This window comes from Pseudomonas sp. P20, from assembly GCF_016463925.1.
Taxonomy (GTDB): Bacteria; Pseudomonadota; Gammaproteobacteria; order Pseudomonadales; family Pseudomonadaceae; genus Pseudomonas; species Pseudomonas aeruginosa.
Window position 1 is genome coordinate 68,353 of record NZ_JAEMVM010000014.1, and the last position, 18,697, is coordinate 87,049.

General features: G+C 67.2%; 20 protein-coding genes and 1 pseudogene. 4 read left to right on the forward strand and 17 right to left on the reverse strand.

Annotated features, from left to right (window positions below):
- Position 1: 1 nt before the first annotated feature.
- The 7 genes from JHD77_RS19410 to JHD77_RS19435 all read right to left on the reverse strand — a co-directional run bounded on the left by JHD77_RS19410 (position 2) and on the right by JHD77_RS19435 (position 6,396).
- Positions 2 to 1,996, reverse strand: coding sequence for an alpha-1,4-glucan--maltose-1-phosphate maltosyltransferase (locus JHD77_RS19410; RefSeq protein ID WP_003113645.1), 1,995 nt, complete (start codon positions 1,994 to 1,996; stop codon positions 2 to 4).
- Positions 1,997 to 2,139: 143 nt separating this feature from the next.
- Positions 2,140 to 3,021, reverse strand: coding sequence for a non-homologous end joining protein Ku (ku, locus tag JHD77_RS19415; RefSeq protein ID WP_003100825.1), 882 nt, complete (start codon positions 3,019 to 3,021; stop codon positions 2,140 to 2,142).
- A gap of 22 nt (positions 3,022 to 3,043) precedes the next feature.
- Positions 3,044 to 3,286, reverse strand: a complete 243-nt coding sequence (locus JHD77_RS19420) for a hypothetical protein (protein WP_003088922.1) — start codon at positions 3,284 to 3,286, stop codon at positions 3,044 to 3,046.
- A gap of 13 nt (positions 3,287 to 3,299) precedes the next feature.
- Positions 3,300 to 3,791 (reverse strand): MgtC/SapB family protein, encoded by a 492-nt coding sequence (locus tag JHD77_RS19425; RefSeq protein WP_003100824.1) that lies wholly within the window; start codon positions 3,789 to 3,791, stop codon positions 3,300 to 3,302.
- Complete coding sequence (locus JHD77_RS32670; RefSeq protein WP_003160215.1) at positions 3,788 to 3,922, reverse strand: PSPA7_2676 family Cys-rich small protein; 135 nt, start codon at positions 3,920 to 3,922, stop codon at positions 3,788 to 3,790. The genes JHD77_RS19425 and JHD77_RS32670 overlap by 4 nt, the downstream gene beginning before the upstream one ends.
- Before the next feature lie 96 nt (positions 3,923 to 4,018).
- Positions 4,019 to 6,148, reverse strand: a complete 2,130-nt coding sequence (gene katE, locus JHD77_RS19430; RefSeq protein ID WP_004343460.1) for a catalase HPII — start codon at positions 6,146 to 6,148, stop codon at positions 4,019 to 4,021.
- Positions 6,149 to 6,228: 80 nt separating this feature from the next.
- The gene (locus JHD77_RS19435) at positions 6,229 to 6,396 is read right to left on the reverse strand and encodes a general stress protein (protein ID WP_003088912.1); all 168 of its coding nucleotides are present in this window, start codon (positions 6,394 to 6,396) and stop codon (positions 6,229 to 6,231) included.
- A gap of 498 nt (positions 6,397 to 6,894) precedes the next feature.
- Between JHD77_RS19435 and JHD77_RS19440 the strand changes: the two genes are divergently transcribed.
- Positions 6,895 to 7,293: a hypothetical protein gene (locus JHD77_RS19440; RefSeq protein WP_003100818.1), complete on the forward strand. Its 399-nt coding sequence runs from the start codon at positions 6,895 to 6,897 to the stop codon at positions 7,291 to 7,293.
- A gap of 6 nt (positions 7,294 to 7,299) precedes the next feature.
- On the opposite strand, the gene JHD77_RS19445 is transcribed toward JHD77_RS19440, so the two are convergent.
- Both JHD77_RS19445 and JHD77_RS19450 read right to left on the reverse strand, forming a co-directional pair.
- Positions 7,300 to 9,738, reverse strand: coding sequence for a glycogen/starch/alpha-glucan phosphorylase (locus tag JHD77_RS19445; RefSeq protein ID WP_003100816.1), 2,439 nt, complete (start codon positions 9,736 to 9,738; stop codon positions 7,300 to 7,302).
- A gap of 52 nt (positions 9,739 to 9,790) precedes the next feature.
- Positions 9,791 to 10,078, reverse strand: a complete 288-nt coding sequence (locus JHD77_RS19450) for a DUF2513 domain-containing protein (protein WP_003100808.1) — start codon at positions 10,076 to 10,078, stop codon at positions 9,791 to 9,793.
- Positions 10,079 to 10,320: 242 nt separating this feature from the next.
- On the opposite strand from JHD77_RS19450, the gene JHD77_RS19455 reads away from it, so the two are divergent.
- Positions 10,321 to 10,509 (forward strand): hypothetical protein, encoded by a 189-nt coding sequence (locus JHD77_RS19455; protein ID WP_003088902.1) that lies wholly within the window; start codon positions 10,321 to 10,323, stop codon positions 10,507 to 10,509.
- 19 nt (positions 10,510 to 10,528) lie between these two features.
- Here JHD77_RS19455 and JHD77_RS19460 read toward each other — a convergent pair whose 3' ends face one another.
- From JHD77_RS19460 to JHD77_RS19485, 6 genes and pseudogenes are all read right to left on the reverse strand, one after another.
- A complete protein-coding gene (locus JHD77_RS19460; protein ID WP_003100806.1) occupies positions 10,529 to 11,389 on the reverse strand; it encodes an SDR family oxidoreductase in 861 nt (286 codons plus the stop codon).
- A pseudogene (locus JHD77_RS19465) lies at positions 11,386 to 11,933 on the reverse strand (CinA family protein). The gene JHD77_RS19460 and the pseudogene JHD77_RS19465 overlap by 4 nt, the downstream one beginning before the upstream one ends.
- 10 nt (positions 11,934 to 11,943) lie before the next feature.
- The gene (locus JHD77_RS19470; protein ID WP_003088895.1) at positions 11,944 to 12,183 is read right to left on the reverse strand and encodes a metallothionein; all 240 of its coding nucleotides are present in this window, start codon (positions 12,181 to 12,183) and stop codon (positions 11,944 to 11,946) included.
- A gap of 19 nt (positions 12,184 to 12,202) precedes the next feature.
- Positions 12,203 to 12,418, reverse strand: a complete 216-nt coding sequence (locus tag JHD77_RS19475) for a PLDc N-terminal domain-containing protein (RefSeq protein ID WP_003088893.1) — start codon at positions 12,416 to 12,418, stop codon at positions 12,203 to 12,205.
- 75 nt (positions 12,419 to 12,493) lie between these two features.
- Positions 12,494 to 15,016, reverse strand: a complete 2,523-nt coding sequence (ligD, locus tag JHD77_RS19480; protein WP_033994508.1) for a DNA ligase D — start codon at positions 15,014 to 15,016, stop codon at positions 12,494 to 12,496.
- 17 nt (positions 15,017 to 15,033) lie between these two features.
- A complete protein-coding gene (locus tag JHD77_RS19485; protein WP_033994505.1) occupies positions 15,034 to 15,423 on the reverse strand; it encodes a response regulator in 390 nt (129 codons plus the stop codon).
- Between the two features lie 248 nt (positions 15,424 to 15,671).
- Here JHD77_RS19485 and JHD77_RS19490 point away from each other — a divergent pair, with 248 nt between their 5' ends.
- Positions 15,672 to 16,196 carry a hypothetical protein gene (locus tag JHD77_RS19490; protein WP_003088874.1) on the forward strand — a complete coding sequence of 175 codons (525 nt, stop codon included), beginning with the start codon at positions 15,672 to 15,674 and terminating at the stop codon, positions 16,194 to 16,196.
- Between the two features lie 25 nt (positions 16,197 to 16,221).
- Positions 16,222 to 16,671 (forward strand): DUF421 domain-containing protein, encoded by a 450-nt coding sequence (locus JHD77_RS19495; RefSeq protein ID WP_003088873.1) that lies wholly within the window; start codon positions 16,222 to 16,224, stop codon positions 16,669 to 16,671.
- Here JHD77_RS19495 and JHD77_RS19500 read toward each other — a convergent pair.
- Both JHD77_RS19500 and JHD77_RS19505 read right to left on the reverse strand, forming a co-directional pair.
- Complete coding sequence (locus tag JHD77_RS19500; protein WP_003113638.1) at positions 16,649 to 18,013, reverse strand: cation:proton antiporter; 1,365 nt, start codon at positions 18,011 to 18,013, stop codon at positions 16,649 to 16,651. The two genes, JHD77_RS19495 and JHD77_RS19500, sit on opposite strands and share 23 nt — an antisense overlap.
- Positions 18,014 to 18,041: 28 nt before the next feature.
- The gene (locus tag JHD77_RS19505) at positions 18,042 to 18,566 is read right to left on the reverse strand and encodes a DUF4142 domain-containing protein (protein ID WP_003088871.1); all 525 of its coding nucleotides are present in this window, start codon (positions 18,564 to 18,566) and stop codon (positions 18,042 to 18,044) included.
- Positions 18,567 to 18,697: the final 131 nt, after the last annotated feature.

An 18,697-nucleotide genomic window follows, 5' to 3' on the forward strand; every position in this document is an offset into this window, starting at 1 on the left:
CTTATGCGTCGACGCGCCGCACGCGCCAGATGCCGAACGGCAGGTGCCAGGGTTCGATGCGCATCCACTGGACCTTGCCGTGCCAGACCCAGCGATGCCCGTTCATCAGGTCCTCGCCCTGGAGGCTGGCGTCGTCGGGCAGGCCGAACTCCCACAGCGGCAGTTCGAAATGCGCCTCCTGGGCTTCGTGCGGGTCCAGGCAGACCGCCACCAGGACGAAGTTGGCGAGGTCCGCGGTGCGCTTGCCGAAATACAGGATGCGGTCGTTCCAGGCGTTGTAGGCCTGGAACCCGAGGTGCGTCTGCAATGCCGGGTTTTCCCGGCGGATGCGGTTGAGCCGGGCGATCTCGGCGACGATGTTGCCCGGCGCCTGGTAGTCGCGCGGACGCAACTGGTATTTCTCCGAGTCGAGGTACTCCTCCTTGCCCGGCAAGGCCGCCGCCTCGCACAGCTCGAAGCCGGAGTACATGCCCCACAGCCCCGACCCCATGGTCGCCAGGGCGGCACGGATGAGGAAGCCGGGGCGGCCGGAGCGTTGCAGGAACCAGGGATTGATGTCCGGGGTGTTGACGAAGAAGTTCGGCCGGTAGCAGTCGCGCCAGGGTGGCTGGTTGAGTTCGGCGAAGTACTCCGCCAGTTCCTGCTTGTCGTTGCGCCAGGTGAAATAGGTGTAGCTCTGGCTGAAGCCGACCTTGCCCAGGCGCGCCATCATCGCCGGGCGGGTGAACGCCTCGGAAAGGAAGATCACCTGCGGATGGCGGCCGCGCACCTCGGCGATCAGCCACTCCCAGAATGGCAGTGGCTTGGTGTGCGGGTTGTCGACGCGAAACAGCGTCACGCCCTGCTCGACCCAGCCCAGCACCACGTCGCGCAAGGCTTCCCACAGGCTCGGCAGGGCCTGTTCGGCGTAGAAGTCGACGTTGACGATGTCCTCGTACTTCTTCGGCGGGTTCTCCGCGTAGCGCAAGCTACCGTCCGGACGCCAGGCGAACCAGCCGGGATGCTCGCGCAGCCAGGGGTGGTCGGGGGAGCACTGGATGGCGAAGTCCAGCGCCAGTTCCATGCCGTGCTCGCGCACCGCAACGAGCAGCCGGCGGAAATCCTCGCGGTCGCCCAGTTCGGGATGGATCGCCTCGTGGCCGCCCTCCTCGCTGCCGATCGCATACGGGCTGCCGGGGTCGCCGGCCTCGGCACGCAAGGAATTGTTGCGGCCCTTGCGATGGGTGCGGCCGATGGGGTGGATCGGCGGGAAATAGAGAACGTCGAAGCCCATCGCGGCGATCTGCGGCAGACGCCGGATCACGTCGTCGAAGGTACCGTGGCGTGTCGGGTCGCCGCTTTCCGAGCGAGGGAACAGCTCGTACCAACTGGCGAAGCGCGCCAGCGGTCGCTCCACCTCCACCGGGTATTCGCGGCTGCGCACCAGGTGCTCGCGCGGGCCGACCAGACGCAACAGTTCGCCGGTCTGCGCCGCCAGCCACAGCGCCACCCGCTCCTCGACGCTCTGGCAGGCCTGCAGGCGTTCGGCCAGCGGCGCACAGGCGGCGGCGATCTCCGGACCGCCGCGCTCGGCGCAGCGCTGCAGCAGTTCGTCGCCCTCGCGCAGCTCCAGGTCCAGCGGCAGGCGTGCGCCATGCTTGGCACGCAATTCGCGGCGGTAGCCGGCAAAACGGTCGATCCAGGCCTCGATACGGAAGTACAGGCGGCCGCAGGGCGGCGTGCGCAACTGCGCGCTCCAGAAATCGTTGCCTTCGGGCAGCAGCGGCAGGCGCCGCTCCGCGGTTTCCCCGACACGCCGCCAGACCACCTCGGCACCGAGTACCTCATGGCCATCGGCGAAGATTCGCGCGGCCAGGCGCAGGTCGCGGTCGCTCTCGGTCTTCGCGGGATAGGCGCCCTCTTCCACCACAGGGCTGACCGACTCGATGGCGATACGGGGCTGCTGGATGGCGATGACCAGCGGATCATCGTCGCTGTTGCGGACAATCGAACTCATCGAGGCGCGCTCCTCCGGGACGTGGGTTCGGCGATGGGTCGCGAGGCTTCCGCCGGCCTCGAGTGGCCGGCGGCGCGGACGGTCATTGATTCCGAGCCCGCCGGCGACCGATTGGTTCAGGTTGATTTACCCAGCGGCTCGCCTCAGGCCTTGCGCCGCGAACGCGAGGCACCGGACTTGGCGCGACCCTTCGCGTCGGCCCCGGCCTTTTCGCTGCCCTTGTCCTTGCCGCCGCCGGCGCGGGAACGCAGGCTGCGCTTGAGCAGGTCGGTGAGATCGATGATGTCGGCGCCCTTGCCAGCCACCTCCTCCTCTTCCTCCACCGCGTGCAGCTGGCCCTTGGCGGCCTTTTCCTCGACCAGCTTCATGATCTTGTCGCTGAAGCTGTCCTTGTATTCGTCCGGCTCCCAGTGGGAGGCCATGTCCTCCACCAGGCGCTTGGCCATCTCCAGCTCGCGCTTGTCGAGTTTCGCCTCGGTGACGCTTTCGTCCAGCTCCAGGCCATCCAGGCTGCGCACCTGCGACGGCCAGCGCAGGGTGATCAGCACCAGGGCGTCCTGCAGAGGCCGCAGGAGCGCCAGGTGCTGGCGGGTGTGCAGGACGACGTTGGCCAGGGCGACCTTGCCGGTGCGCTCCAGGGTCTCCCGGAGCAACGCGTAGACCTTGCCTCCGCGCCGGTCGGGGGCCAGGTAGTAAGGGGTATCGAAGTGCTGCAGGGGAATTTCCTGGCTATCGACGAAAGCGAAGATCTCGATGGTCTGGGTCGACTTGGGATGCGCCGCGCGGATTTCTTCCTCGCTCAGCACCACGTAGCGACCCTTTTCGTACTCCACGCCCTTGACGATGTTCTCGCGCTCGATCTCCTTGCCGGTGACCTTGTTCACCCGTTTGTAGCCGACCGGCTCCATGCTGCGCTGGTCGAGCCAGTCGAAATCGATGCCCTGCGACGAGGTCGCCGCCGACAGGCTCACCGGTATATGCACCAGGCCGAAGCTGATCGCGCCTTTCCAGATCGCACGCGCCATGCCGGTTTCCTCCTCTTGATGGTTACAGCGTGCCGCCGTCCGCGTAACGCACGCGGCCGTCGGCGGCGATGTCGGTGATGCGCTGGAGCAGGTTGTCGGCGGCGGTCTCGGCGTCGCTCAGGCAACTGCAACCCGGGGTCACTACCCACAGCATGCGTACCGCCGCGCCACGCCGCTTGGGCTGATAGAGGATCAGGCCGACCGGCTGGCAGCGCTCCTGCATCGCGTCGGTCCAGGCGGTACAGGCGTCGAAGTCCTTGAACATGACGGAACTCTCCTCAATGGCTATCGGAAGATGGCGGCGAACGGTTCAGGCAGGCCAGGACATGCAGCACCAGTAGCGCCAGGACCGTCCCGAGCACCGCGGTACCCTGGTGACCGAGTCCGACCGCGACGCCTATGGCGGTGCTGGCCCAGAGACCCGCCGCGGTGGTCAGGCCCCTGACCCGGCTTTCCCGACCTGCCTTGAGGATGGTGCCGGCGCAGAGGAAGCCGATGCCGGCGACGGTGCCCTGGATCACCCGGCTCAGCGCGTCCGCCCCGCCACTCTGCAATTGCAGCGGCATGACGAACAGCGCCGCGCCGAGGGTTACCAGCATGTGCGTGCGCAGGCCGGCGGCCTTGCCGCTCTGCTCGCGCTCGTAGCCGAGTACCGCGCCGAGCGCCGCCGCCAGCAGCAGGCGCAACGCGGCGCGGGCGGTCTGCTCGAAGTCGGCGAGATCGGCGAACTCCTCGCCGAGGATCTTCCACAACGTCTCCCAGGCGCTCATCGGCGTTGTATCTCGCTGTAGCGCAGGGCACCGCAACGCAGGCAGCGCTCGCAGTCGAAGGTTTCCTCACCCAGTCGCAACGCCGGTTGCCGGCACCAGTCGCAACCGCCTATCAGGCAACGCAAGGTCATCCGGGTCCTCCCGCCGAATCGCTCGGCCAGCCGCCCTTTCCAGCTGTGACCGACGAGACGACGGGAAGGTGCGATCGGATTCGCCAGCGGCGCTCCTCAGGCGGGGATCGCCTTGGTCGCCGCCTCGCGCTGCCAGATCCGGTGCTGCATCAATGCCTGGCGCAGGCCGGGGAAGACATCGGTGGCCGTGGCGCCGAGCACCACGCCGGGGTCGCCAGGCAACGAAAGCTGGCTGGCCAGCGCCTGGGCATCGCCGGCGAAGGCCACTGGCTTCAGGTGCTTGTAGGCTTCCAGCAGGTAGTGCAGGCCGCGCCCGTCAGCGCCGATGGCCTGGCTGCTGGCCGCGCCGCCAGGCACGAAGACCGCGTCGAAGGCTACCGACGGCAGGCCGTCCCAGGTTCCCTCAGGGCTCAGTTCGGCGCCGTTTTCAGCCTGCACCGGCGAAGCGCTGGGCGCGATCAGCTTGGCGTCCGCGCCCTCCTGGCGGAGCGCGTCGCGCAGGTCGCTGACGTCGCTCTCGGCGACGCCGTCGGCGATCAGGATCGCCACCTTGCGCGAACGGATGTCGCCGGACAGCAGGTTCATCTGGCTCAGCGCCGGCGACGGCTTCGGCTGCGGTGCCGGGTTGGCCGGCGCGGCGAGCTGCACACCGACGTTCGCCGCGACCCTGGCGGCCAGTTGCGGATCGATGTTGAGGAGTATCTGGTTGACTTCGCGCTCACGGATCGATTGCCGCTCGACCTTGGACAGTTCGAAGCTGTAGGCGGCGACGATATGCGCCTGCTCGGCCTCGCTCATGCTGTGCCAGAACAATGCGGCCTGGCTGAAATGATCGGCGAAGGAGTCGGCGCGCTTGCGCAGCTTGCTGCCGCTGACCGGCTCGTGGTAGGTGGAGAAGCCGCCGTTGCGCGCCGCCGGCGGGGTTTCCTTCGGCCAGCCGCCGTCGATCGAGTTCGGTTCATAGGAAGCCCGGCCGCGGTTGATGGTCTGCCGGTGCGGCGCGTCGCGCTGGTTGTTGTGGAACGGACACAGCGGGCGGTTGATCGGGATTTCGTTGAAGTTCGGCCCGCTCAGGCGCAGCAGTTGGGTGTCGGTATAGGAGAACAGCCGACCCTGCAACAGCGGGTCGTTGGTGAAGTCGATTCCGGGGACCACGTGGCCGACGTGGAACGCCACCTGTTCGGTCTCGGCGAAGAAATTGTCGGGGTTGCGGTTGAGTACCATCCGCCCCACCACCCTTACCGGCACCAACTCCTCGGGCACCAGCTTGGTGGGGTCGAGCAGGTCGAAGTCGAAGCTGTCCTGCTGGTTCTCCGGGATCACCTGCAGGCCCAGCTCCCATTCGGGATAGTCGCCCTTCTCGATGTCCTCCCAGAGGGTCCGCCGGTTGAAGTCGGGGTCCTTGCCGGCGAGCTTCTGCGCCTCGTCCCAGACCAGCGAGCAGGTCCCGGACTTCGGTCGCCAGTGGAACTTGACCAGCACGCTCTCGCCGGCCGCGTTGACCAGGCGGAAGGTGTGCACGCCGAAGCCCTGCATGTTGCGGTAGGCGATCGGAATGGCGCGGTCGGACATCAGCCACATGACCATGTGCGCCGACTCCGGGGTCAGCGAAACGAAGTCCCAGAAGGTGTCGTGGGCAGACGCTCCGGTGGGAATCTCGTTGTGCGGTTCGGGTTTCACCGCATGGACGAAGTCGGGGAACTTGATCGCATCCTGGATGAAGAACACCGGCATGTTGTTGCCGACCAGGTCGAAGTTGCCTTCGTCGGTATAGAACTTCACGGCGAAGCCGCGTACGTCACGCACCGTATCCGCGGACCCGCGCGGCCCCTGCACGGTGGAGAAACGCACGAAGACCGGGGTACGCTTGCCCGCCTCGGCGAGGAAGCCGGCCTTGGTCAGGTCGCTGAGGTCCTCGTAGGCCTCGAAGTAGCCATGCGCCGCCGAGCCACGAGCGTGGACCACGCGCTCGGGAATGCGCTCGTGGTCGAAGTGGGTGATCTTCTCGCGCATGATGAAGTCTTCGAGCAACGACGGTCCGCGCTCGCCGGCCTTCAGGGTGTTCTGGTTATCGGCGATGCGGGTGCCGGTATTGGTGCTCAGGGCCTCTCCGGTGGCGTCCTCGCGATAGGCCTCCAGCTGTTCCAGCTTGGCGTTGCTGTTGCCACGGTCGACGGTGTCGGTGCCGGCCGCCTGGCTGCGCTGCTCGTTGTTCTGCTCGCTCATCGGTTTCCTCTCCTCATCCTGGGCATGAAAATGGGGCGGATGCCTCCCTGCTCCGCCCCATTCACTTCACTGCGCGGTTATCAGTTCCCGCCGTGGCTGCGCTGGCCACCTTTCTTGCCAGCCTCGGAGGCCCGCTGCGGATCGTTCTTGAAGTTGCCGCCGCTGGCCTGGCCGCCCTTCTTGCCGGCCTCCGAAGCACGTTTCGGGTCTTCCGCGAAGTTGCCTTTACCACCTTGATGCTGTGCCATTTCTATTTCCTCCGAATAATCTCTTCAGAACAGATTTCATGGACGCATGCGTTGCGCATGCCCTAACTCTGAGAGGGTGTTTCGCCAGTGGTTCAGATTATTTTCAGCGAATGAAAGCAAAGCGCTTTGCCAGCATGTTTCGAGCGCAATCCATAGGGTTCAAAGATCCTTGCCTTATTCCATTGCCAGCATTGACAGGAATCCCCGAATTGCGTCAGATGAAAGCCCGCACATCTCGGAGGAGCACCATGAAACCCTACGAGCATCCGGCCTACAGCGATCCCGTGGTAAGCAACGAAGAACCCGATCGCGATTGCCATGAATGGAATTTCGAACCGGGAGACAGTGATCAGGAACCCTACCCCGAATATCATGGAGCGAATACCGAAGAATGCCCAGGCGGAGGCACTTAATTATTCTTTTCTATTGCAACCCCTGACATTCCGATAGACCCATTCAATAATTAATCGTCGAACTTTGAAACAAATGGAACTCGCCATGGAAAACAGTGACGAAGTGCGATTCCAGCACTATTTCATTTCTCTCGTCGAACAGGTGGCGAAACCGCTTTTCGTCGACTCCTGCGAAGAGGCGCGCAGCTACGGCCTGGACTGCAACGTGGACCTCGACCTCGACGAGGACGGCCATCCTCGCCTGCGCCTGGAAGTCGGCGAGCCGGGAGGCGAGAAAAGCCACTACAGCCTGCTGGCGATTCCCGGCGAGCGGGTCATCCATCGCCAGTACCTGGCCGGGGCCCAGGAATGGCACAGCCTGCCGGCCGAGCTGGCGTCGATCAACCCGATGGTGCTGGACAGCGAGCTGGCGGTATTCTTCCGCCGCGCCTTCGACCTTCGCCTGGAGGGCCCCGAACGCCGTCATCCGGCCGGCTTCTGGTAAGGCCCTTCATAGCTTCCAGATATCCCGGGCGTATTCGCTGATCGTCCGGTCGGCGCTGAACCAGCCGATCCGCGCCACGTTGAGCAACGCCGAGCGCCACCAGCGATCGGGCTCGCGCCAGACTTCCTCGACCCGGCACTGCGCATGCCAGTAGGCCTCGAAGTCGGCGCAGAGCATGAAGCGGTCGTCGTGCACCAGGCCGTCCACCAGCCCTTCGTAGCGGCTGCGGTCGTCGGCCGAGAACAGCCCGCTGCGGATCGCCTCCAGAGCTTCCTCCAGCCGCGGCGAGGCCGCGATCACCCCGCCCATCTCCAGCTCCCCGGCCTGCCGGCGCTGCTCCACCTGCTGGGCGCTGAGGCCGAAGATGAACATGTGTTCCAGGCCGATCCGCTGGCTCATCTCAACGTTGGCGCCGTCCAGGGTGCCGATGGTCAGCGCGCCGTTGAGGGCGAACTTCATGTTGCTGGTCCCGGAGGCCTCGAGCCCGGCGGTGGAAATCTGCTCGGAGAGGTCCGCCGCGGGAATGATCGCCTCGGCCAGGCTGACGTTGTAGTTGGGCAGGAACACCAGCTTGAGCAGGCCGCGCACGGTGGGGTCGTCGTTGATGGTGCGGGCGATGTCGTTGGCCAGCTTGATGATCAGCTTGGCCTGGTGGTAGCTGGCGGCAGCCTTGCCGGCGAAGATCTTCACCCGCGGCACGCGGTCGGCGGTCGGGTCGTTGCGGATCTCCTGGTACAGCGCCACGGTGTGCAGCAGGTTGAGCAACTGCCGCTTGTATTCGTGGATACGCTTGATATGCACATCGAACAGCGCTTCCGGTTCGATCGCCACGCCGAGGCTGTCCAGCACCAGGCGCGCCAGGGCGGTCTTGTTCTGCCGACGCTGCTCGGCGAAGCGTGCCCGCAGCCTGGCGTCCTCGACGTGTTCCTCGAGGTCCGGCAGGCGCCGTTCCGGGGTGTCCAGCAGGTCGGCGCCGAGGGTCTCCACCAGCAGCTCGGTCAACCCCGGGTTGGCCTGGAACAGCCAGCGGCGGAACGACACGCCGTTGGTCTTGTTGCTGATGCGCTGCGGATAGAGGCGATGCAGGTCATGGAACACGGTTTCGCGCATCAGCTCGGTGTGCAATGCCGATACCCCGTTGATCTGGTGCGAACCGAGGAACGCCAGGTTGCCCATGCGCACCCGTCGGCCGTGGCCCTCCTCGATCAGGCTGACCGAACGCAACAGGTCGAAGTCGTGGATGTCCTGGGCACGCAGCGCGTCTATATGGAAGGCATTGATCAGGTAGATGATCTGCATGTGGCGCGGCAACAGGCGCTCCATCAGCGCCACCGGCCAGGATTCCAGGGCTTCCGGGAGCAGCGTGTGGTTGGTGTAGGACAAGGTCGCCACGCTCAGCGCCCAGGCGTCCGGCCAGGCCAGTTGGTGCACGTCCACCAGTTGCCGCATCAGCTCGGCGACGGCGATCGCCGGGTGGGTGTCGTTGAGCTGGATCGCCACCTGTTCCGGCAGGCTACGCAGGTCGTGATGATGGCGCAGGTGGCGGTCGAGCAGGTCCTGCAGCGAGGCTGAGACGAAGAAGTACTCCTGGCGCAGGCGCAGTTCCTGACCGGCCTCGGTGCTGTCTGCCGGATACAGCACCCGCGAGATGCTCTCCGCCTTGACCACGTCGACCACCGCGCCGATATGGTCGCCGGCGTTGAAACGGTCCAGTTGCAGGTCTTCCTCAGCGCGAGCGCGCCACAGGCGCAGGGTATTGACGCTGGCACGCCGCCAGCCGACGATCGGCGTGTCGTAGGCGATCGCCCGGATCCGCTCGTCCGGCCGCCAGATGGCTCGGCCACTGTGCTCGCTGTCGACCTGCACGCTGCCGCCGAAGTCGATGTAGTAGCTGACCTCGGGTCGTTCGAACTCCCAGGGATTGCCGAAATCCAGCCAGGTCTCGGTCTGCTCCTGCTGCCAGCCGTCGGTCAGCACCTGGCGGAACAGGCCATGCTCGTAGCGGATGCCATAGCCATGCGCGGGAATGTCGAGGCTGGCCATGCTTTCCATGAAGCATGCCGCCAGGCGTCCGAGGCCGCCGTTGCCGAGCGCCGCGTCCGGCTCCAGGGCAACGATCCGCTGCAGGTCGACGCCCAGCTCGGCAAGGGCCTGGCGGGTTTCCTCGAGCAGCCCGAGGTTGCCGAGGTTGTCCAGCAACAGGCGACCGATGAGGAACTCCAGGGACAGGTAGTAGACCCGCTTGCGCGCGGGCGCTTCACCTTGCGGGGTGGCCTCCTCCCAGTGGTCGATGATGTGGTCGCGCACCGCCAGGGCCACCGCTTCGAACCAGTCGTGCGGGCACGCGGTGGATGGGTCGCGGCCGACGCTGTAGCGCAGTTTGGCGAGGATGCTGGCTTTCAGGGTCTGGACCGCACTTGGGGTCTGGTCTTGGCTGTCGGGCATCGCCGGGCTTCCTTCCGGCCCGCCGCTGCAGGCCGGTGCTTGCGGGGTTTTCTCAGGCGCTCTTGCGTACCGGCACGGCGGCCGCCGCGCTTTCCTGGCGCAGGCGGTCGAGCAGGTCGTGGCCGGCCAGGGTCAGGTGGTGGACCACCCATTGCTCCTGGCCGGTCCAGGAATGCTGGACGCTGCCGCAGAGCAGTTGCGCCTGGTTGAGCAACTGCAAGTGGTAGGCCACCGCCTCGCGGCAATGACCGGGTAGCTCGCGTGCTTCCCAGTGCTGGCCGAAGCCAAGGCTTTCCAGATGCTCCAGCAGATCCCTGATCAACCCCCAGTCGCGTTTCATCGGCATGCTCCTTGTCTGCGTCGCGGCCGGCCGTTCCGGCTACCTAGAAGCGGAGTCGCGGCGGCCGCGATGGTTCATTCTTTTTCGCCGGCGGCCCGCCTGTCCGCACGACGGAACCGCCGGGCGCCGGCGTCAGTCGGGAGGAATGCCGTTGCCAACGGTCGGTGTGCGGACTGGCGCGAGAGCTGGAGCGCAGCTTCACTGAGCAGTGACCTTTCCCGTATCCCGGCAGGAGCGCTCCGATGCAGGCTTTCATGGTTCATTTCTCAGACGCCGGACAACCCGGCCGGACCGTGCTCACCACTTTCGCGCCAACCCTCAGCACTAGCGAGGCGCACGTTCGCCTGCAACTCTGCTATCCCCTGCTGTTCCCGCAGCGTCTGAGCGCGGTGCGGGTCTACCCCCTGCTGCCGGCGGCGGCACGCGAGTGAACGCGGCCGCCGGGGCGCCTCAGCCGTTGACTACCGTACCGCCGTTGACGTGCAGCACCTGGCCGCTGACGTAGGACGAGTCGTTACAGGCCAGGTAGACGTAGCTGGCGGCCAGCTCTTCCGGCTGGCCGGGCCGGCCCATCGGCGTATCCGCGCCGAAGTGGGCGACCTTCTCGGCGCTGAAGGTGGACGGGATCAGCGGCGTCCAGATCGGGCCCGGGGCCACGGCGTTGACGCGGATGCCGCGGTTGACCAGGTTCATCGACAGCGACCGGGTGAACGAGGTGATCGCGCCCTTGGTCGAGGAATAGTCGATCAGCTGGGGGTTGCCCTTGTAGGCGGTGATCGAGGTGGTGTTGATGATCGCCCCGCCCTTGCCCATCAGCGGCAGGGCCGCCTTGGTCAACTGGAACATGCCGAAGATGTTGGTGCGGAAGGTCTTCTCCCACTGCTCTTCGCTGATGTCCTCCAGGCGCGCCTGCGGATGCTGCTCGCCGGCGTTGTTGACCAGCACGTCGAGGCGCCCCCATTTCTGCCTTAGCGTGTCCACCACCTGGCGGCAGAAGCCGGCGTCGGCGACGTCGCCGGCGAACGCCAGGCACTGGCGGCCGAGCGACTCGATGATCTCGCGGGTCTTCGCCGCGTCTTCGTTCTCATCCAGGTAGACCAGCACCACATCCGCCTTCTCGCGGGCGAAAGCCACCGCCACCGCGCGGCCGATACCACTGTCGCCGCCGGTGACCAGGGCCACCTTACCCTCCAGCTTGGCCGCCGGACGGTAATCGGCGGAAACGAACTCCGGCTTCGGCTGCATCTCGCTTTCGTGGCCGGGACGTTGGTCCTGGTGCTGCGCAGGCAGGGTCTGTCGCTGTTCGCTCATGGTGGTTTCCTCTCTGTCGGACGCCTCAGGCGCGTTCGCCGCGCAAGGCGCGTTGATGGAATTCGGGCAGGCGCCGCAGCGCCCAGCGGGTGGCTTCCCGGCGCATCCGCGCGGGGTCGCCGTGGAAGCGCTCGCGGCGCGAGAACAGGGCGAGGCCGGCGGGCAACCGGAAGGCCCAGGCGAAGCACACGGTACCGGGCGGGATGCCGTCCTTCGCTTCACTGCCGAGCAACCCCGTGACCGCCAGCGCGGCGCTCGCCGGACTGCGTTGCAGGGCCGCCCTGGCCATGGCCTCGGCGACCTCCACGCTGGTCAGGTTGAAACGCTCCAGCCAGTTCGGGTCGAGCCCCAGCAGGGCAAGCTTGGCCGCCGGCGAATAGACGACGAAGCCGCCTTCCATCACCTTGCCGCTGCCGGCCACCGCCGACAGTTCGGCGCTGATCTGCCCGGCAGTACAGGATTCCGCGGTGATCAGGCTGAGGTCGGCGCTACGCAGGTAGGCCACCAGGCGAGAGGCCTCGTCCGCGAGTTGCAGGTCGGGCATGGCACGCTCCTCAGGGCGAGATCGGGTCGCTGGCGGGAAAGGTCTCCTTCAACGCATCGTCCAGCTGGCGATCCTCCGCCACCTGGGGCCGGGTGGTGCCGCCACAGGGGCAATCGGCGTCGCCACACGGCTCGCCCTGGGGGTGGCCGCTGGCGCAGGCCGCGCAGCAATAGTGCTGGCCGTCGCGTTCGACGGCATCGGCGCCGGGCTGGCAGGTGCATTTGGGACAGGCACAGGTTTCGCTGTTCATGGGCAGTCTCCAGTGGGGTTCACTTGCTGTGTTCCGGCGAGGTCACCGGGCGCAAGCCACGGGGGCCGGTCCAGCCCCAGAGGACCAGGCCGAGCACGGGCAGGAGCAGGATCAGCAGCGACCAGCCGAGCTTGCGACTGGCGGAGCTGTCGCTGCGGAGCACGCTGTTGATGGCCCAGGCATCCACCAGGAGCAACAGGACCAGCAGCGCGAGGATCAGGTAGGCGGTATCCATCGGGGGCCTCCTCGGCATCTCGTTGCACGGTGGAGGCCCTGTGCGCCGGGGGAGTTCCGCCTTTTTCGCGGACGGTCAGCCGCGCCCGAGCTGGCGCCGCATGGCCGCGCTGATGCGCTGGCGGGTGCCGGTGTAGTCGGCCCAGGGATCGTCGCCGGCGAGTTCGTCGAGGCGCTGCGGCAGACTGCGCAGGTTCCATTGGTTGGCGCCCTGCAGCGAGTCGAGTTCCTCGCGGAACACCGGTACCGACACCGGCAACCCTTCGCGGGCGCGCACCGAGTAGGCGGCCACGGTGCTGGCGCCGCGGCTGTTGCGCAGGTAGTCGACGAAGATCTTGCCGACCCGGTTGCGCGGCCCGGAAACCGCCGAGAAACGCTCCGGCATCAGGCGCGCCAAGTGCTGGGAGATGGCCTGGGCGAAATCCTTGACCTCGTCCCAGCCATGCCGGCGCTCCAGCGGCACCAGCAGGTGCATGCCCTTGCCGCCGCTGGTCTTGAGGAAGGCGCGCAGGCCCAGCTCGTCGAGCAACGTCAGGCTCAGCTGGGTCGCTTCGAGCATGCGCTTCCACGGCAGCGCCGGGTCCGGGTCGAGGTCGAGGACGAAACGGTCGGGCCGCTCCAGGTTGGCCAGGCTGGCGTTCCAGGTATGGAATTCGATGCTGCCCATCTGCACCGCGCCGACCAGCGCCTCGGCGCTGCGGATCTGCAACAGCGGCGGATGACCGGGATCGAGCGCCGGGTCGAGCTGGACGATGCCGGGGATCTTCAGGCGCGCCGCGTGCTTCTGGAAGAACAGTTCGCCGCCGATTCCGTCGGGGCCGCGCACCAGCGACACCGGGCGCTCGCGCAGGTCGCGCAGGAGCAGGTCGGCGTAGCGCGCATGGAACTCGGCGAGTTCCAGCTTGCTGGCCTGGATCGACGGGTCGATCAGCCGCTGCGGATGGCTGATGCGCACGCCGGCGGTGGCCGCCCGCGACGCACCGGCGCCGGCCTTGCGCGCGCCGCGCAGCGGCGGCGCTCCGGCGGGACGCTCGCCGGTCACCTCGCGCGCCGGCTTGTCTTCGCGCAAGCCGTGGAACACTGCCTGGCGGATGATCCCGCCACGGGTCATCTGCGCATAGGAAACCTCGCACAGCTGTTGCGGGCGCACCCACTGCACCGACCCGGTCTCGCGCGCCGGCGGCACCTTCGCCAATGGGCTGGAGCGGACCGCGAGGGGTTCCAGGCGCTCACGGACGTTCTTCAGGCTGGCCGCGGTGAAGCCGCTGCCGACCTTGCCGGCATAGCGCAGCCGGCGCTCCTCGTCAGGGCTGTAGAGGCCGAGCAGCAAGGCGCCGATATGCCGGCGAGAGCCCTTCGGCTCGGTATAGCCGACGATCACGAACTCCTGGCGCAACTGGCACTTCAGCTTGATCCAGTCGTTGCTGCGGCGCGAACGGTAGGCGCTGCCCAGACGCTTGCCGATCACGCCTTCGAGACCGAGCTTGCAGGCGCTGGCCAGCAGGTCGCGGGGGTCTTCCGCGAGCGTCGCGGAGAACCGCAGCGGGTCTTCGTCTCGCCCTTCCAGCAGCGCCTCCAGGCGCGCGCGGCGCTCCTCCAGGGCGACATCGCGCAGATCCTCGCCTTCGTGGTACGGCAGGTCGAAGAGGACGTACAGGATGTTCTCGCCGCGACCTTCCTCGAAGGCGTTCTGCAGGGCCTGGAAGTCCGGTCGACCCTCCTCGTCGAGGACGACCAGTTCGCCGTCCAGCCAACTGCGCTGCAGACCGAGCCCGGCCAAGGCCTTCTCCAGGTGTGGCAGGCGTTCGGTCCAGTCATGGCCGTTGCGGGTCAGCAGGCGCACGTGGCCGTCTTCGATGCGGCTCATCAGCCGATAGCCGTCCAGCTTGAGTTCGTAGGCCCACTCCCCTCGCGGAGGCTGCTCGACCAGGCTGGCCAGCTCGGGGGCGATCCATTCGGGCATCGGCGTCTTCCCCCCGCTCTTACCGCGTCGCGCCGGCCTGGCCGCGGGCGTGGCGGCTTCGCCATGGCGGGGCAGCAGCGTACGCTCGCTGAGCACGCTGTCGGGACGCTCCTTCAGCACGTCGAAGCGATCCAGGCTGCGCGCCTCGCCGTCCTTGGCCTTGACCAGGAACCACTGGGGCTGCTTGCCGCGCAGGTTGGTGCGGATCAGGTGCCAACGCCCGGAGAGTTTCTCGCCATCCAGGGCGAAGCTGAGATGGCCCTTTTCCAGGCCCTCGCGCGGATCGTCCAGAGGCGTCCAGGCGCCTCGGTCCCAGACGATGACATCGCCGGCGCCGTAGTGCCCCTGGGGGATGCTGCCTTCGAAATCGGCATAGTCCAGCGGATGGTCCTCAACCTGCACCGCGAGCCGCTTCACCGCCGGGTCGAGGCACGGCCCCTTGGGCACCGCCCAGCTCTTCAGGGTGCCATCCAGCTCCAGGCGGAAGTCGTAGTGCAGGCGGCTGGCGTCGTGCTTCTGGACGCAATAGCGGAGCAGCCCGGTGCTGTCCTTGCGAGGCTTGCGGCCGCTGGGCTCCGGGGTCTGGCGGAAATCGCGCTTGCGGGCGTACTCGGCGAGCGGCTTGCTGCTGGGCATGGTGGGCTCCTCGGTGCTCAGACGCCGGGGCAGACCGGCGCGCTGTGCAGGACCATGTCGATGGCTTTCCCCACTTCCTCCAGGGTCACCGGTTTGAGCAGCACCGGATAGGGTGCCGCCGGGTCGATGCCGACGCGAGCGCTGTCGCTGAGCAGGATCACCCGCATCCGCGGGCGCACCGGCAGGCTGGTTTCGATGAGCATGCTGCCGCTCAGAGGACCTTCGAGCTGCTCGCTGAGCAGGAACAGGTCGATCACCGCGTCCGAGGCCAGGTGGTCGAGGGCTTCGTCGCGACTCGCCGCGCTGAGCACCGCGTAGCCTCGATCGAGGAGGAATTCCTCGATCCGCCAGAGCTGGTCGGCGTGTTCTTCGAGGACCAGGACGATCTTGTTTTCTCCGTTCACCATGGTTCTCCCTGTCGGATTGTCAGGAAGGCTTCGCTGCAAGGTTCGCGCCGTCCGCCCCGCTTGCGCCGGAGCAGCGTGACCACGGCGATTGGGCGCGGACTGATCGCAAAGTGCGATCAGCAGAGTGCCCGGAAGGCGCCTGTTCATCATGCAGATTGCCCGACCCGCGCGGACCGCTGGTAAGCCCGCCGGCACCAACCACGTCGACCGGGGTCCAGCCTGAGAGACCGCGAGCGAAGGAGCCAGCCATGCGCCCTGCCCCAGAAGACGCCGCAGACGATGCGTTCGACCAGCGCGAGTATCCGATCCCGGAGCGCCTGGAAAGCCAGCGCCGCGCCTGGCGTTTCGAACGGGCGGGCCTGTGGGTCCTGCTCGGGGTGATCCTCCTGGCGCTGACCGGGGTGTTCGCCGGCGGGCCTCTGAGTTCGCGGACGCTGGTCAGCGACAGCGGCAGGCTGACCCTGGCCTACGAGCGTTTCGAACGCAGCGGCGCCGCCAGCCGCCTGCGCATCGATCTGCGCGGCGCGCCGGGCACCGAAGTTGGCGTGCGCCTGGGCGGCGGACTGCTACAGGCGCACAGCATTCAGAGCCTGCAACCGCAACCGCTGCGCAGTCACAGCTGGCGGGGTGGCCTGGAACTGGAGGGAAGGCTCGACGAAGACGGTCGCCTGAGCCTGTTCCTGACGTTGTTGCCGAACCAGCTCGGCGAAGTCGCCAGTCGACTGGAGTTCGCCGGCGAGAGCCTGGCCTTCGACCAGTTCATCTACCCCTGAGTCATCCGTTCCGAGGAGGCGCACGATGGATTCCGTACTGCGAGCCGCCGCGCTCTACCTGGTCCTGCTGGTACTCTTCCGCATCGCCGGGCGGCGTTCACTGACCGACATCACCACCTTCGACCTGCTGCTGCTGATGATCATCGGCGAAGCCACCCAGCAGGCGCTGCTGGGCGACGACTTCTCGCTGGTCAACGCGGTACTGGTGATCATCACCCTGATCGTCATCGACGTCGGTCTGTCCCTGCTCAAGCTGCGCCATCCGAAGCTCGACACCCTGATCGAGGGCTCGCCGACGCTCATCGTCGAGTACGGCAGGCCATTGCACGCACGCCTGGCCGAGGCCCGCCTGCGCGAGGAAGACATTCTCCTGGCCGCCCGCGAGACCCAGGGCCTGGAACGCATGGAGCAGATCCGCTTCGCCATCCTCGAGAAGAACGGCAAGATCTCGATCATTCCCGATCGCGGCGACTGACGCTGCGCGCGTGGCGCATCAGCAGCGGCTGGATGCTCAGGCCGTGCACGCAGATGCTCAGGGCGACGAGGCTCAGCACCAGGTCGCTGGCGGTATGCGCGAGCGCCGTAGGCAGCCCCTGGTTCAGCGCGTAGCTGAGGTAGTACAGGCTGCCGATGCCGCGGATGCCGAACCAGCCGAGCAGGCGCCGCTGCGCCGGGTGCATCAGCCGCCGGCCGACCAGCAGCCAGACCATCGCCGGCCGGCACACGCAGAACAGCAGCAGCGCCAGCGGCAGCGCGCGCCAGTCCCAGTGCTGGTAGAGCATGGCGCCGAGCAGGGTCACCAGCAGCACTTCCAGCGAGCGCTCCAGCAGGTTGCCGAAGGAGAGCACGTCGAGCATCACCGCGCCGGCCGCCACCTTCGGGTGTTCGCTGCGGTCGGCGCCATACTCGATGGCGCCGCTGGCCTGCCCTGCCTCGCGCACGTCGGCGGCGGCCGCCTGCGCCTCGGCCGGTGCCGAGGCGCGCCCCAGCGTCGCCACCTCGGCGTGGCGCAGGCCGATCCCGGCGGCGAAGCTGGCGAGGAAGCCCCAGCCGCCCAGTGCGTCGGCGCCGACATAGGACAGCGCGATCAGCGCCAGGGCGAGGAAGTCGTTGGCCGACACCGAGGTGTCGGTGTGCCGCGCCCGCAGGTGGATGGCCAGGCGGCCGAGACCATGGCCCAGGCAATAGCCCACCAGCAGGCCGAGCGGAATCGCCCAGAGCACGTCGCGCAGCAGCCAGTCCAGGCCGCTGCGGTCGAACTCCCCGGGCAGGCCGCCGCCCTGACCGATCAGCAGCAGGGCGGCGATGACGAAGGGAAAGGCGATGCCGTCGTTGAGTCCCGCCTCGCCGGATACGGCGTAGCGCAGGCGGTCGTCGTCGCCGGCGTGGTTGACCTGGATGTCGCTGGCCAGCACCGGATCGGTGGGCGCGAGGATCGCCGCGACCAGCAAGGCCAGCCCCCAGTCCAGGCCGAACAGGAAATGCGCGCCCAGGGTAAGGCCGAGGATACAGCCGAGCAGGACTGGTCCGGCCAGCAGCCAGGCAGCGGTCCAGGCCGGCGAGCGCAACGGCAGGCGCAGCTTGAGGCCGCCGATGAACAGCGAGATCAGCAACGCCGCCTCGCTGAGGTGTTCGAACCAGCCGCTGATGTCCGCCAGGCCGCTGCGCCAGGCGTGCAGCCCGGCCGGGCCGATGGCCAGGCCGAACAGCAGGTAGATGAACGAGGTGCTGACCGGCAGCAGGCGCAGGTAGGCCGAGGCCAGGCCGAGCGTCAGCAGGATGCAGCCCAGTACCAGCAACCACAGGCTGAAACTCATGCCTGGCCAGGCTCCGCCCGCGGGGGCGTTACTTGGATGGGTGCGCCTTGGCCAGCGCGCGGGCCATCTCCAGGTGATGCTTCAGGGCCGGCAGATGGGTCTTGGCGAATGCCTGCAGTTCCGGGTCGGTCAGGTTGTCCGCGGCCTGGGTGAACAGTTCCACGGCTTTTTCGTGAGCCGCCACCTGGTTATTGGCGTAGGCCGGGTCGAAGGAGGCGTCGCGCAGGTCGAGCAGGGTCGCCTTGGCCTTGTCGGTCAGGCTGGCGTCGTCTTCGACCTCCAGTTTCTTGCGCTCGGCCAGGCTGCGCAGTTCGGCGTTGACCTTGCCGTGGTCGTCGATCATCTGCTTGGCGAATACCTTCACATCGGCGGCGGTGCTCTTTTCCAGCGCCATCTTGCCGGCTTCGATTTCCGCTACGCCGGCCGCCGAGGCCTCGCTGACGAAGGTCTGTGGCGCGGTCTTGTTCATGTCCTGGGCGTTGGCGAAAGGCAGGGCCAGGACCAGCAGGAGCCAGGCGGCTCCCTTGAGGGGAAGGCTGATTGCTCTGTTCATGGTCGACTCCGTTGGCGTGACAGGGAAAAAATGCCGGGACTTCGGCACAACGCACCTCGGCATCGTCGCTGCTGTGACGGCGCCGCCGGCCGACCGTTCAGATTTTTCGCCGACCGTGCCAGGCCGGGCGC